This is a genomic window from Modestobacter marinus, assembly GCF_011758655.1.
Taxonomy (GTDB): domain Bacteria; phylum Actinomycetota; class Actinomycetes; order Mycobacteriales; family Geodermatophilaceae; genus Modestobacter; species Modestobacter marinus.
In genome coordinates, this window is sequence record NZ_JAAMPA010000001.1 from 2,909,908 (window position 1) to 2,923,314 (window position 13,407).

General features: G+C 73.5%; 13 protein-coding genes and 1 riboswitch. Of the genes, 4 read left to right on the plus strand and 9 right to left on the minus strand.

Annotated elements, in window-relative coordinates; translation table 11 throughout:
* Window positions 1–171: 171 nt before the first annotated feature.
* From FB380_RS13750 to FB380_RS13780, 7 genes are all read right to left on the minus strand, one after another.
* Entirely contained in the window at window positions 172–1,134 is a 963-nt protein-coding gene (locus tag FB380_RS13750) for an ROK family protein (protein ID WP_166755518.1), read from the minus strand.
* Window positions 1,131–1,862: a copper homeostasis protein CutC gene (locus tag FB380_RS13755; RefSeq protein ID WP_166755519.1), complete on the minus strand. Its 732-nt coding sequence runs from the start codon at window positions 1,860–1,862 to the stop codon at window positions 1,131–1,133. Before FB380_RS13755 ends, FB380_RS13750 begins: the two co-directional genes overlap by 4 nt.
* On the minus strand, window positions 1,859–2,821 hold the full coding sequence (locus tag FB380_RS13760) for an asparaginase (protein ID WP_208382850.1): 963 nt from the start codon (window positions 2,819–2,821) through the stop codon (window positions 1,859–1,861). The genes FB380_RS13755 and FB380_RS13760 overlap by 4 nt, the downstream gene beginning before the upstream one ends.
* On the minus strand, window positions 2,811–3,680 hold the full coding sequence (locus FB380_RS13765; RefSeq protein WP_166755521.1) for an amino acid ABC transporter permease: 870 nt from the start codon (window positions 3,678–3,680) through the stop codon (window positions 2,811–2,813). Before FB380_RS13765 ends, FB380_RS13760 begins: the two co-directional genes overlap by 11 nt.
* On the minus strand, window positions 3,677–4,321 hold the full coding sequence (locus tag FB380_RS13770) for an amino acid ABC transporter permease (RefSeq protein ID WP_166755522.1): 645 nt from the start codon (window positions 4,319–4,321) through the stop codon (window positions 3,677–3,679). The genes FB380_RS13765 and FB380_RS13770 overlap by 4 nt, the downstream gene beginning before the upstream one ends.
* A gap of 45 nt (window positions 4,322–4,366) precedes the next feature.
* Complete coding sequence (locus tag FB380_RS13775) at window positions 4,367–5,329, minus strand: glutamate ABC transporter substrate-binding protein (RefSeq protein ID WP_166755523.1); 963 nt, start codon at window positions 5,327–5,329, stop codon at window positions 4,367–4,369.
* Window positions 5,330–5,410: 81 nt separating this feature from the next.
* Window positions 5,411–6,151: an amino acid ABC transporter ATP-binding protein gene (locus FB380_RS13780; RefSeq protein ID WP_308423009.1), complete on the minus strand. Its 741-nt coding sequence runs from the start codon at window positions 6,149–6,151 to the stop codon at window positions 5,411–5,413.
* A 140-nt stretch (window positions 6,152–6,291) separates the two neighbouring features.
* Here FB380_RS13780 and FB380_RS13785 point away from each other — a divergent pair, with 140 nt between their 5' ends.
* Window positions 6,292–7,482, plus strand: a complete 1,191-nt coding sequence (locus FB380_RS13785) for an ROK family transcriptional regulator (protein WP_166755524.1) — start codon at window positions 6,292–6,294, stop codon at window positions 7,480–7,482.
* A 57-nt stretch (window positions 7,483–7,539) separates the two neighbouring features.
* Here the strand turns inward: FB380_RS13785 and FB380_RS13790 are convergent, their stop codons facing one another.
* Complete coding sequence (locus FB380_RS13790; RefSeq protein WP_166755525.1) at window positions 7,540–8,373, minus strand: alpha/beta fold hydrolase; 834 nt, start codon at window positions 8,371–8,373, stop codon at window positions 7,540–7,542.
* A gap of 87 nt (window positions 8,374–8,460) precedes the next feature.
* Here FB380_RS13790 and FB380_RS25510 point away from each other — a divergent pair, with 87 nt between their 5' ends.
* Window positions 8,461–8,586 (plus strand): hypothetical protein, encoded by a 126-nt coding sequence (locus tag FB380_RS25510; protein ID WP_268237708.1) that lies wholly within the window; start codon window positions 8,461–8,463, stop codon window positions 8,584–8,586.
* Window positions 8,587–8,737: 151 nt separating this feature from the next.
* Window positions 8,738–10,576 (plus strand): bifunctional metallophosphatase/5'-nucleotidase, encoded by a 1,839-nt coding sequence (locus FB380_RS13795; protein ID WP_208382851.1) that lies wholly within the window; start codon window positions 8,738–8,740, stop codon window positions 10,574–10,576.
* 124 nt (window positions 10,577–10,700) lie between these two features.
* Here the strand turns inward: FB380_RS13795 and FB380_RS13800 are convergent, their stop codons facing one another.
* Window positions 10,701–11,237 carry a C40 family peptidase gene (locus FB380_RS13800; protein ID WP_166755526.1) on the minus strand — a complete coding sequence of 179 codons (537 nt, stop codon included), beginning with the start codon at window positions 11,235–11,237 and terminating at the stop codon, window positions 10,701–10,703.
* Window positions 11,238–11,253: 16 nt separating this feature from the next.
* Window positions 11,254–11,406, minus strand: a riboswitch (cyclic di-AMP (ydaO/yuaA leader).
* Between the two features lie 658 nt (window positions 11,407–12,064).
* Between FB380_RS13800 and FB380_RS13805 the strand changes: the two genes are divergently transcribed.
* The gene (locus FB380_RS13805; RefSeq protein ID WP_166755527.1) at window positions 12,065–13,264 is read left to right on the plus strand and encodes an HNH endonuclease signature motif containing protein; all 1,200 of its coding nucleotides are present in this window, start codon (window positions 12,065–12,067) and stop codon (window positions 13,262–13,264) included.
* Window positions 13,265–13,407 lie beyond the last annotated feature (143 nt).

The following is a 13,407-nucleotide window of genomic DNA, read 5'->3' on the forward strand; positions in this document are numbered from 1 at the left end:
GCGGCAGGTGCGCCGCCCGCCGTGGTCCCGCCGGCATTCGCACGGAGTGATGGGGACCACGTTCGAGGGGACGCTAGCGGCGCCGGTACAGGCCTGGAGGGAACAGTGCCGAAACCGTTATGAAGCACGTTGCGGACGACCGGATCGGTTCCGCACCCGGCGCCGTGGGCGTCAGGGGGCCGGGGCGGCCAGGAGGGTCGGCGGCGTCCATGCGTGCGGGGCGTCGGGGAGGTCCGCGGCGCGGAAGGCGAGGGCAGCGGCGCCGATCCAGCCGGCCTCGCTGCCCAGCTCGGCGACTCGCACCGGTGGCGCCGGGCGCCACGCCAGCCCGGCGGCCAGCCCGGCCCGCACCGGCTCCAGCAGCGCGTCGCCGGCCGCGGTGAACCCGCCGCCGAGGACGAACGTGGTCGGGTCCAGCAGCAGGGTCGCGGTCACCAGGCCCTGGGCGAGCACGGCCATCGCCTCGGCCCACACCCGGTCGGCATCCGGGTCACGGCCCAGGCGTGCCACGACGTCCTCCGCCGGGAGGGCGACGCCGGAGAGGGCGGCGTAGCGCCGGGCCAGCCCGGCCCCGGACGCGTAGACCTCCAGGCACCCGCGCTGCCCGCACGTGCACGCCTCCCCGCCGGGCACCATCGGGATGTGGCCGAGCTCGCCGGCCGCTCCGCCGTCCCCGGTCACCGGCCGCCCGCCGGTCACCAGCGCCGCGGCGACGCCGGTGCCGATGGTCACCAGCACGAAGTCCTCGACGCCGCGCGCCGCGCCGAGCAGCTGCTCGGCCAGCCCCGCGGTCCGCACGTCGTGCCCGGTCACCACCGGAAGCCCGGTCGCCCGGGACAGCAGTGCCCGCAGCGGCACGTCCCGCCAGTCGAGGTTCGAGGCGTAGACCACCGTCCCGCTCGCCTCGTCGAGCATCCCCGGGGTCACCACGCCCGCGCCGACGACGTCCAGGTCGTGCTCGCGGGCGACCGCCGCGAGCGAGCGCAGGTGCCCGGCGATCGCGCCGACGGTGTCCGTCGCGGGGTCGGTGGGCCAGCGCTCGACCACCACCGGCCGGCCGTCCCGGGGCACGACCGCGCCCTTCATCGAGGTGCCGCCGACGTCGATCGCCAGCACCGCTGGGGTGGCCGTCACGAGGCGAGCGCCTCGAGCACGGCCCGGATCGGCTCGGCCGACGTCGCCAGCCGCGGGACGGAGTAGTCGACGCCCGTGGCCGAGCCGGCGGCGGAGGGGGCGACCGGCGCGACCGCCCGCAGGTGCACCTCCGGCACCCCGGTCCCCGCGACGAGGGCGGCCACGTTCGCCGCCCGCACCGACCCACCGGCGAGCACGGTGATCCGGTCGCCCGCGAGCCGGACCAGCGAGCGCAGCACGTCGGCGCCCTCCGCAGCCGTGGGTGCACCACCCGAGGTCAGCACCCGGGACACGCCCGCGGAGACCAGCGTGGGCAGCGCCGCGGGGAGGTCGGGGAGGGTGTCGAACGCCCGGTGGAACGTCACCGGGCACCGCCCGGCGGCCGTCACGAGACGGGACAGCACGGCGGTGTCGATCCCGCCCTCGGCGGTCAGCGCCCCGACCACGAACCCGACCTGCGCCGAGGCGGGCAGCGCCCGGACGGCCGCGATGTCGGCGAGCATCACGTCGACCTCGGCGGGGGAGTAGACGAAGTCCCCGGCGCGTGGCCGGATCAGCACCTGGACGCCGATCCGGGACACCTCGGCCAGGATCGTCGACACCAGCCCGAGGGACGGCGTCGTCCCGCCCTCGGACAGCGCCGCGCACACCTCGACCCGGTCCGCGCCGCACTCCTCGGCGATCGTCGCGCCGGCGACGTCGTCGATGCAGATCTCGACGGCGGTCACCGGTCGGCCAGCCAGGCGAGGACGTCGGCGCCCGGCTCGATCGCGCCCACCGGCACCCCGCCACCGAGCACCGGGAGATCGGTCAGCGACCCGGCAGCGGAGACGTCGACGCCCAGCCCGCCGAGCACGGTCAGCGCCAGCAGCGTCGTCGCCCGCGGGTTGCCGTCGACGACCTTCATCGCCACCGCCTGGCCGGCCGGTCCGGCCACGCCGATCACGCCCTCCGCGCCGCCCTTGGCCACCGCACCCGGCACCAGCTCCATCACCGCGGAGTTCTGGTGCCCGGTGCCGCCGACGAAGAAGGGGTGCGTCCGCATGGCGGTGGCCACCTCGGCCGCCGGCCCGTCGACCGCGAGGGAGAGCGCACGGAAGGCGGTGGCCAGCCCGCGCACCGTCGTCCCGAACAGCGGGGCACCGCAGCCGTCGATCGCGTCGTGCCGCACCGGCGCGCCGGTCCACTCCGCGGCCACCGCGCGCACGTGCTGCTGCAGCGGGTGCACCGGGTCCAGGTAGGAGTCGGTGGGCCAGCCGTTGACCGCGCAGGCCAGCAGCATCGCGGCGTGCTTGCCCGAGCAGTTCATCCGCACCGCGCTGCGTTCCGCGCCGGCCCGGATGAGCGCGACGCGGGTCGGCTCGTCCTCGGGCCAGTCGACCGGGCACTGCAGCGCCGACTCGTCCAGCCCGGCCCGCGTCAGGAGCCCGCGCACCACGTCGACGTGCGTGTCCTCCCCGGTGTGGCTGCCGGCGGCGATCGCCAGCGCCGGCCCGGACAAGGGCGCGCCGGCGGTCAGGCAGGCCAGCGCCTGCAGCGGCTTGGTGGTGGAGCGGGGCAGGACCGTGGCGTCCGGGTCGCCGAGGGACAGCGCGACCGACCCGTCGGCGTCCAGGGCGAGCAGCGAGCCCAGGTGCCGGCTCTCCACCAGCCCCGAGCGGCGGACGACGGCGAGTTCAGCGGACAACGGGGGTCTCCAGTTCACGGTCGGCGGCCTGCTCGGCGGGGTCGGACGGCGGCGCCACCTGGCGGCGGACCCGGGTGCGCAGCCGGGCGGCCAGGTAGGACAGGGCGCCGTTGAACACCAGGTAGACCAGCGCCACCACCAGGAAGGTCTGGATGAGCAGCCGGTTGTAGGCGCTGAGCACCTGCGCCCGGTAGAGCAGCTCGGTGAAGGCGACGACGTAGCCCAGCGAGGTGTCCTTGATCAGGCTGACCAGCTGGGTGACCAGGGACGGCGTCACGTGCCGCAGCGCCTGGGGCAGGACGACGAACCGCATCGCCTGGCCGCGCCGGATGCCGAGGCTCAGCGCCGCCTCCATCTGCCCGCGCGGCAGGGCGAGCACCCCGGCCCGGACGATCTCGGCGACCACCGCGGCGTTGGCGATGGTCAGCGGCACGACCAGCTTCCAGAGCACCGGCAGGTTGATCCCGTAGGCCGGCAGCCCGAACAGCATCAGGTAGATCAGCAGCAGCACCGGGAGGGTCCGGGCCACCTCGATGTAGCCGGTGGACAGCCAGCGCACCGGCCGGTTCCGCGACAGCCGGCCGATGGCCAGCAGCACGCCGAACGCCCCGGCCAGGACGGCGACCAGCGCGGCCGCCAGCGCGGTGCCGCGCAGTCCGACCAGCAGGTAGGACCAGATCGGCCAGTCCAGGAACGGCGTCCACCGGTCGGCGTCCAGCTGCCCGGTCCGGCCGAACTGCACCAGCGCGAGCGCGAACACACCCGCCAGCACCAGGGCGCTGACCACGGAGCCGAGCAGGATCCGCCGCCGGGCGCGGGGCCCGGGGGCGTCGTAGAGGAACGCACCGCTGTGGCTCATCGGTGGATCGCCACCTTCTTCTCGATCCGCCCGGCGGCCAGCCCGATGGCCAGCGCGAGCGCCATGTAGGTGAGGCCGGCGGCGGTGAAGATCGGGATCGGCTGGGCGGCGACCAGGTTCACCTTGTTCACCGCCGAGGTCAGCTCGACCACGCCGACCGTGGCGGCCAGCGCGGTGTTCATCAGCAGCGCGATCATCACGTTGCCCAGCGGCTGCACGACGGCGCGCACCGCCTGCGGGACGACGACGTGCCGCAGCGTCTGCGACAGCCGCAGCCCCAGCGCCCGGGCGGCCTCGACCTGCCCGGCCGCGACGGTGTTGATCCCGCTGCGCACCGCCTCGGCCACGTACGCCGCCTCGTAGACGGTGAGCACGACGATCACGGTGGTGGTCAGCGGCATGAGCAGCCCGGCGTCGGGCAGTGCGAAGACGGCCAGCAGCAGCAGCGCCAGCAGGGGGATGTTGACGAACACCTGCACGTAGGCCCAGGCGGCCCCGCGCAGCACCGGGATGGGGCTCACCCGGGCCACGGTGACCAGGACCCCGAGCACCAGGGAACCGACCGCGGAGACCACCAGGATCAGCACGGTGGTCCCCAGCGCCCTCAGCAAGGGGTCCAGGTTCTCGATCACTGCAGTCACGTCGTCGTCCTCCGCTGGCGCTGCTGCTGCCTCAGATGTGCCGGTTCAGGAGCCCGGCACCGAGCCGATCTCCGGCGGCGTCGGGGCGTCGCCCTCGACGACCGTCCCGAGGGTGGCCTCCCAGATCTCGGCCCAGGAGCCGTCGTCCTCGATCTCCTCCAGCCAGGTGTTCACGAAGTCCTTGAACTCCGGGTCCTCCGGGGGCAGGCCGATGCCGTAGGGCTCCTCGGTGAACGGCTGGACGGCGATCTTGATGTCGTCGTTGGCGTCCGCCGCGGCCAGCAGCAGGGTGTAGTCCTGCACGTAGGCGTCGCCGCGGCCCTGCACCAGCGCCTGCACCGCCTGCGGGTCGGTGGCGAAGCTGGTCACCTCGGCGCCGGGGGCCACCTCGGGCACCGCGGTGACCGCGGGGGTGTTGGCGCCGACGATGACGTTCTTGCCGTCGAGGTCCTCGATGCTGGAGATGTCCTCGTTGTCGGCGGCGACCGCCACCGCGAGGCCCGAGGTGAAGTACGGACCGGCGAAGCTGATCTGCTCGGCCCGCTCCTCGGTGATCGTGTAGGTGTTGAAGACGACGTCGACGGTGCCGTTCTGCAGCAGCGCCTCCCGGGTCTCCGACGCCGGCGGCACGATCTCGATGTTCGGCTCGCCCAGGATGTAGATGGCCAGCATCTTCGCCAGGTCGATGTCGAAGCCCTCGACGTCCTCGGGGCTGCTCGGGTCCTGCTGCGACAGCAGCGGCGCGTCCAGGGCGGCGGCGACGCGGAGCACGCCCCGCTCCTTGATCTCGGCCATCGTCGACTCGGGGAGGATCGCGTCCTCGTCGGCGACCGGCGCGTCCTCGTAGACGGCGTCCAGGCCGGAGGCGGCCGCGTCGTCACCGCCGCCGCCCGGGACGGCGTCGGAGGAGGAGTCGGACGAGCCGCACCCCGCCACCGCCACCGAGGCGGTGGCCAGCACGGCGGTGATCAACGGGAAGCGACGCCTGGGAAGGCGGATGTCACTCATGCCTTGCCTTTCTGATCAGCCCTGCCGGGGGAGCGGCGCCGGGCGTGGGGTGGGCGGGTCCGCCCGGGGTGCGCTCGGCCGTCAGTGGGCCAGCACGTTGGAGAGGAACGAGCGCGCACGCTCGCTCCGGGTGGCGTCGAAGAACTCCGCCGGCGGGGCCACCTCAACGATCTGACCGGCGTCCATGAACACGACGCGGTCGGCGGCGCGGCGGGCGAAGCCCATCTCGTGGGTGACCACGACCATCGTCATGCCGTCGGCCGCCAGTGCGGTCATCACCTCGAGGACCTCGTTGACCATCTCCGGGTCCAGGGCCGAGGTCGGCTCGTCGAAGAGCATCAGCTTCGGGTGCATCGCCAGCGAGCGGGCGATCGCGGCGCGCTGCTGCTGGCCGCCGGAGAGCTGGGCGGGGACGCGGTCGGCCTTGTCGGCGATGCCCACCCGCTCCAGCAGCGCCATCGCCTCGGTGCGGGCGGTGGCCTTGGCGACCTTGCGCACCCGCAGCGGCGCCAGCATCACGTTGTCCAGCACGCTCAGGTGGCCGAACAGGTTGAAGGACTGGAAGACCATCCCGACGTCGGCGCGCAGCTGGGCGAGCTCGGCGCCCTCCGCGGGCAGCGGCCGGCCGTCGACCCGGATCTCACCGGCGTCGATCGGCTCGAGCCGGTTGATCGTGCGGCACAGCGTCGACTTGCCCGACCCGGACGGCCCGATGACCACGACGACCTCCCGGGGGGCGACCTCCAGGTCGATCGACCGCAGGACGCGCAGGTCGCCGAAGCGCTTGTCGACGCCGCGCATGCTCACCATCGGCGTGGTCATCGTCGCGCTCCTCCGGGTCGGCGTTGAACGTTGGAGGAAGGCTAAGTGGCGATCGTTACAACCAGATAGCCATCAAGTTCCTCGACTTCCGGAGTAAGTGCACGTTGCTTCGTGCGGCGGGCGTTGCTTCACTGATCGGCATGCCCACCCCCGCCGGTGACCGGTCGGCCACCTCCCCGAGCGAGGTCCTCTCCCTCGTCCGGCTCGGCCGCGCCACCTCACGCGCCGACGTCGCGCGCGAGACGGGACTGTCGGCGACCACCGCCGCCGCCCGGGTGGAGATGCTGATCCGGCGCGGCTGGCTCGTGGAGACCGGCACCGGGCCCTCGGCCGGCGGGCGGCCGCCCCGCCGGCTGGAGATGCGCGGGGAGGCCGGGCGGGTGGTCGCGGTCAGCCTGGGGGAGCGGCACGCGGCGATCGCCGTCCTCGACGCGGCCGGCCGGCAGGTCGCCGAGCGGCATCTGCCGATCGTCATCGCCGACGGCCCGGAGGTGGTGCTGCGCACCGTGGTCACCACCGTCGAGGAGGCCGTCGCCGGGCTCGACGACGGTGTGGCGGACGCGCCGCCGCTGCTGGCGCTGTGCGTCGGCGTGCCCGGGCCGGTCAGCGCGCGCACCGGCCTGGTCGTCTCCCCGGCCCGGATGCCCGGCTGGAACGGCGCCGACGTCGCCGCCCTCGTGCGGCAGTGGCTGCCGGTGCCGGTGATCGTGCAGAACGACGCGAACCTGATGGCGCTCGGCGAGCACGCCGCGGGCGGGTCGGCGACCGAGCAGATGGTGTTCGTGAAGGTCGGCTCCGGCATCGGCTGCGGCGTCGTCGCCGGTGGCGCCCTGCACCGGGGCAGCGGTGGGTTCGCCGGCGACATCAGCCACACCACGGTGCCCGGGGCGCCGCCGGTGCCGTGCTCCTGCGGGCGGGTCGGCTGCCTGGACGCCGTGGCCAGCGGCGCCGCCCTGGTCGAGCAGCTCGCCGAGCGCGGCGTGCCCTCCTCGGGCACCGAGGGGATGCTCGACCTGGCCCGGGACGCGCACCCGCTGACCACCCAGCTGCTGCGCGAGGCCGGCAGCAGCACCGGCACCGTGCTGTCGACGATCCTCAACTTCTTCAACCCGGAGCGGCTGGTGATCGGCGGGCACCTGAGCAGCGCCGAGGCGTTCGTGGCCGGGGTGCGCTCGGCGATCTACGCGCAGTGCCCGCCGATGATCACCGACGGCCTGGAGGTCGCGGTGAGCCGGGTCGGCCAGCAGGCCGCCGTCCTGGGCGCCGCCCGGGAGGCGCTGGACCTCGCCTTCTCCCCGGAGCAGCTGGCCGCGCGCGCCGCCGCCCGCTGAGCTGCCCGGGCGCCCCGGTGGCGGGCGGGCGGAGGCGCCGTGCTGCCCGCGGCGGTCTCAGGACGTCCGGTGCTCGGCGAGGAACCCGCTGACCAGCGGCACGAACTCCGCGGCCCGCTCGACGCCGAGGGCGTGGCTGGAACCCGGGCCGGTGAACATCTCCAGCCGCGCCCCGGGGATGGCGGCGGCCACCTGCTGGCCGTGCCACGGGGGTGTCAGCAGGTCCTGCTCACCGGCGATCACCAGCGTCGGCGCGGTGATCCGGCCGAGCCGGTCGAGGGTGTCGTGCGCCAGGTCGGCGTCCCACTGCTCGGCGGTGGTGCGGATCTGTTGCTCGGTGCTGGGGAACAGCGGCAGCAGCTCCTCGATCAGCGCACCGAACTCGGGGCTGTCCAGCAGCTGCGGCGAGAACGCGACCCCGAGCGCGCCGAGCGCCGCCGCCAGGTCGCCGGTCCGCCACGGGTGCGCGAGGCCGGTCATCATCGCCCGCTGGAACCCGTCGGTCCGGGCCCACGTGCAGTAGAGGACGAGCGAGACGACCCGGTCCGGCGCGGCCAGCACGAGCTCCTGCGCGATGGCGCTGCCCAGCGAGTAGCCGAGCACGTGCGCGCGCTCGATCTCCAGGGCGTCGAGCAGCCCCAGCGCATCGGTGGCCAGGGAGGCGACGCTGAACGGCCCGGACCCCCGTTCCGATCCGCCCATCCCGCGCAGGTCGTAGGTGATCACCCGGTGGTCGCCGGCCCAGCCCTGGGCGAGGTCGGCCCAGAAGCCGAGGGACTGGCTGGTGCCGTTGACCACCAGCAGTGGCTCGCCGTCGCCGTACTCCTGGACGGCGACGGCGATGTCGCCGACCTGCACGGTGCGTGGCGGGTGGGTCGTCGGTGTGCTCAACGGGACTCCCGTGCTCGGGTCGAGGGGTGACCTGGAGCACACCACATGCCGGCGACGGTCGGGAGGCCCGGCGCGATGGACGGTGACGTGAGCTGCACCCGGCGGTGCCGGCAGGGCGACCGGGAGCCCCGGACCCGCCGGCACGACCACGCAGTCGAACGGGAGCTGCTGCCGGCAGCCGACCTGGAGGGCGGCGCGCTGGTCTGCTCCTGACGACCGTGCACCGCCTGCCGCCGGTCAGGCGTGCAGCGCTCCGGTGAACAGCTCGCGACCGACGTCGACCTGTCGGCATCGCTCGTTACGTTGGCTCAGCATCCGCACAGCCGCCCCGTCCGGGGTGGCTGACGAGCTGGGGGAGAACAGAGTGCGCAGACGGACGACGGTGACGGTCGCGGCAGCGGTGCTGGCGATGACCTTCGGGGCGGTGACCCCCGCGGCGGCCGGCCAGGGGGGCCACGACGACGGCCACGGTGGCGGGTGGGGCCACGGGCCCGGCAACGGGCACGGCAACGGGCACGGCAACGGGCACGGCAAGGGGAAGAGCCTCGAGCTGACCATGCTCGCCACCACCGACCTGCACGGCCGCGTGCAGGACTGGGACTACTTCCGCGACGCGCCGTACACCGAGCGCTCCGGGGACGCGACGGGCCTGGCCCGGGTGTCGTCGGTGGTCGACTCGGTGCGCGCGGAGAAGGGCGCGGACAGCGTCTTCGTCGTCGACAACGGCGACTTCCTGCAGGGCACGCCGCTCACCTACCTGGCCGCCCAGCAGTCGCCGGAGGCCGAGCACCCGATGGCGGCGGCCTACGACGTCATCGGCTACGACGCCCAGGTCGTCGGCAACCACGAGTTCAACTACGGCCTGGACACCCTGGCCGGCTACGTCGACGACGTCGACCACCCGGTGCTCGGTGCCAACGTCATCGACGTCGCCACCGGTGAGCCGTACCTGCCGCCGTACACGCTGCAGGAGATGAAGGTGCGCGGCGCGAAGCCGGTCACCGTCGGCATCATCGGCCTGACCACGCCCGGCTCCGCGATCTGGGACCGCAACAACGTCGAGGGCCAGGTCGAGTTCCGCGACATGGTCGAGACGGCGCAGCAGTGGGTGCCGGTCGTCGCGGAGCAGGCCGACGTCGTCGTCGTCCTCGCGCACGCCGGGGTCGGCGGGACGTCGTCCTACGACGACCCGGCCGTGGGCACGGAGAACCCCTCCGACGTCATCGCCCGGACGGTGCCCGGCATCGACGCCATGGTCGTCGGCCACACGCACCGCGACGCCCCGTCCCAGATCGTGGTCAACGAGGTCACCGGCGAGGAGGTGCTGCTCACCCAGCCCTACCGCTGGGGCGGCACGGTCAGCCAGGTCGACTTCGAGCTGACCAAGACCCGCGGCCAGTGGGACGTCACCAATGCCACGGCCACCGCGCTGCGCACCAAGGACTACCCGGAGGACCCCGAGGTCCTCGCCGTCACCGACGAGGCGCACCAGGCGACGGTCGACTACGTCAACCAGGTCGTGGCCACCTCCACCGAGGAGCTGACCACGCTGACCAGCCGGTACGAGGACACGCCGATCCTCGACTTCATCCAGCAGGTGCAGACCGAGACCGTGGACGCCGCGCTCGAGGGCACCGACCGGGCTGACCTGCCGGTGCTGTCGATCGCCGCCCCGTTCAGCCGGGAGGCGGTCTTCCCGCAGGGCGAGGTCACCATCCGGGACATCGCCGGGCTCTACGTCTTCGACAACACCCTCGAGGCGGTCGAGCTCACCGGCGCCCAGGTGCGCGACTACCTGGAGGAGTCGGCGAGCTACTTCACCCAGGTGCCGGCCACCGGCGACGTCGACCCCGAGACGATCACCAACGCCGACGGGACGCCGGACTACAACTACGACGTGCTCTCCGGCGTCGACTACGACCTGGACGTCTCCCGGCAGGTCGGCGAGCGGGTCACCCGGCTGGAGATCGACGGTGAGCCGGTGGCCGACGACGCCCGGTTCGTCGTCGCGGTGAACAACTACCGGCGCTCCGGCGGTGGCGGGTTCCCGCACATCTCCACGGCGCCGGTGGTCTACAACGAGCAGCTGGAGATCCGCCAGCTGCTCATCGAGTGGGCGCAGGAGCGCGGCGTCATCGACCCGGCCGACTTCTACGTGGAGAACTGGCAGCTCGTCCGCGACGGCGAGCCGCTGCTCGGCTGACCCTCCTCGACCGACGAACGCCCCGCTCCCCGGATGGGGGGCGGGGCGTTCTCGTGTTCCCGGCGTGCCGGACGACGTCCGCCCCGCTCCCGCGGACCGGCGCGGGGCGGACGTCGCGAGCGGGTCAGACCAGACGACGCGCGGAGTTGTAGCCCCACATGGAGTCGACGGCGATGGTGCGGACGACGTCCCCTGCGGTCGGCGCGTGCACCATCAGGCCGTTGCCGATGTAGATGCCGACGTGGCCCACCGGGTCGTAGAAGAAGACCAGGTCACCGGGCTGCAGGTCGGCGCGGGCCACGGGCACGCCCATCGTCGACTGCATGCGGGAGGAGTGCGGCAGCGCGATGCCGGCCGCCGCGAAGGAGTACTGCGTCAGCCCCGAGCAGTCGTAGACGTTCGGGCCGGCCCCGGCCCAGACGTAGGGCTTGCCCTGCTGGGCGAGCGCCGTGTCGACGACGATCTGGGCGGCGGCGTTGGGAGCGGCGACCGGGGCCACCGGTGCCGGGGCGGGTGCTGCGATGGGCGCTCCGCCGCCGCCGACCGAGGCCTGGGCGGCCATCGGGGTGAGGGCGACGCCCGCGCTGGCGAACAGCGCGACCAGTGCCCGGCGACCGGAACGGGAGGGACGGCGGGCAGGGGACGTGCGAGTGGTCGTCATGGACGACGGGTTCTCCTTGTTCTCCTCAACCGCCTACCGAGTTAGCTGACGGGTTCGGGCGGGGAACTCGCCCGGCGCTCCGGCACTCGCGTGCCGTCGCGCTTCACCCCAGAACTGCGGTGGGTCCCCGGTCCGGGTGTCCGCGGCGACGTTGCGGCGGTTGCCCGGTTCGGCGGTGCTCGCCGGTGTCACCGTGTGTGGCGACTCAGGGGCCGGCGGGCGCGGTTGACGGTAGGGGCGTCATGGAACTGTCACAAAGTGCTGCGCGTCGGAGTTCCGACACCCCGTGGAGCTGCAACACGCCCGGCCGGGATCGGCGACTCGCCGACGTGACGTCGGGCAACGTCGGAGCGGGGTAGGAGCTCGATCACCGTGATCGGCTGATTCCCGCCGGTGCACCGAATTCCGGCGGTGCGGCGGGTGCGCACGGTGCGTGTCCGCCGCGCTACCACCGGCCGCGGCTGGTGGCGCCTCGCCGGCGGCTGCGGCAGGTGTTCGTCGCTGGCTGGCTTTCACCACGTCCACTCGGAGCGTGGAGCGCGCGTTGCCATGTCCCGCATGGCAGCCGAGCCGCCTGTCGACGGCTCGCTCCGGCCTGGCTGGGCCCTTCCGCCCAACCCGGCGCCGGTGAGGGTGTCGGTACATCGCGTGTGGTCGTTGGGCGTCTGTCGTTGGCCGTCTCGACCTGCTTCAGTCACGTCCACCCGAGGGAGTCAAGAACATCCCAACATCTGTGGACGGGCGCCTGACCTGCGGATTCGCGTTGTGCGGACCCCTCAGAGGCGATAAGATTCGTACACACGTTCGAACGGGTCGGGAGGTGTTCGGTGAGCGAGTTGATCTCCGCGCTGGATGCCCTAGGCGCCGATGACCTGCACGCCCTGACCGACGGCCAGGTGCTGGACCGGACGGCCATGTTGGTGCAGGTGGTGAACCGCGCGTCGGCGGAGTTGACCCGCACCGTGCGGTGTGCGGACGCCACGCAGGCCGCCGAGCACGACGGGCTGAAGTCCATGCGGTCCTGGCTGATCGGGCACGCACGGCTCGCGCCGGCCGAGGCCTCGCGGATCCTGCGATCCGGGCGGGCCCTGGAGCACTTCCCGACGCTGGCGGCCGGGTTCGCCGAGGGTCAGGTGACCCCCGAGCAGGTCGACGTGGTGGCCAAGAAGGTCGGCCCGGTCGAGGCCGCCCGCGCCGGGGAGCAGGGCATCGACCTGGCGGCGTTCGATGAGGTGTGGACTCAGGTGGCGATGGGCTCACCGCACCAGTCGCTGGTCGCCGCGGTGCAGGCCTTCGAGGACGCCTTGGACCCCGACGGGCCGGAGCCAGACCCCACCGAGGAGCGGCGGCTCACGATCGCCACGCACGCCGATGGTTCGATCACCGGCCGGTTCGACCTGGACGCGACCGGCGGGGAGAAGGTCAAGGCCGCGATCGAGTCGATCGTGCAGGCCAACCGCCCGCAGGGTGATGAGCGGACCCGGGCGCAGCAGAACGCCGACGCGCTGGTGCAGTTGGCGGACAACCAGCTCGCCGCGGGGAGCCTGCCCACGCTGCGCACCGTCAAGCCGCACGTCGTGGTCGGCATCGACATCGAGGACCTGGTCGACCCGGCCACCGGCGCCGGGGCGGCGGAGCTGGGGTTCGGGGCGACGATCTCCGCCGCCCGCGCCCGCTACCTGGCGTGTGACGGGAGCATCTCCCGGATCGTGATGGGTCCCGACGGCATCCCGCTGGACCTGGGCCGGGACCACCGGGTGGTCACCCCGGGGCTGCGCAGGGCCGTGGAACGCCGGGACAAGAGCTGCGTGTTCGCCGGCTGTGGTGCACCGACCCACTGGTGCGATGTGCACCACCTGATCCACTGGCTGCACGGCGGTGAGACGTCGTTGAGCAACTCGGCCCTGTTGTGCGAACGGCACCACACCAAGGTCCACCACGGGTTCCGGGTCGAACGAGATCCCGACGGCCGGTGGCGGACCTGGCGTCCCGACGACACCGAGATCCTCATCGGCCCACCGCTGTAGGGCTGTGGGTGTGGCATGCCGCTGGCCCGCCGTCCGACCGACGGAGGGTCCAGCGGGCTGCGCGGGGCTGGGCAGCTGTTGCGCCGACCGGGACGAGAGCTGGAGCAGGGACCGGGGGAGAGCGGGCGGGAGCAGCTGCGGGA

Coding starts and splice junctions, on each gene's coding strand:
- FB380_RS13765 (WP_166755521.1), bottom strand. CDS start 3,680: ATGAGCCACAGCGGTGCGTTCCTCTACGACGCCCCCGGGCCCCGCGCC.
- FB380_RS13780 (WP_308423009.1), bottom strand. CDS start 6,151: ATGACCACGCCGATGGTGAGCATGCGCGGCGTCGACAAGCGCTTCGGC.
- FB380_RS13800 (WP_166755526.1), bottom strand. CDS start 11,237: ATGACGACCACTCGCACGTCCCCTGCCCGCCGTCCCTCCCGTTCCGGT.
- FB380_RS13785 (WP_166755524.1), top strand. CDS start 6,292: ATGCCCACCCCCGCCGGTGACCGGTCGGCCACCTCCCCGAGCGAGGTC.
- FB380_RS13775 (WP_166755523.1), bottom strand. CDS start 5,329: ATGAGTGACATCCGCCTTCCCAGGCGTCGCTTCCCGTTGATCACCGCC.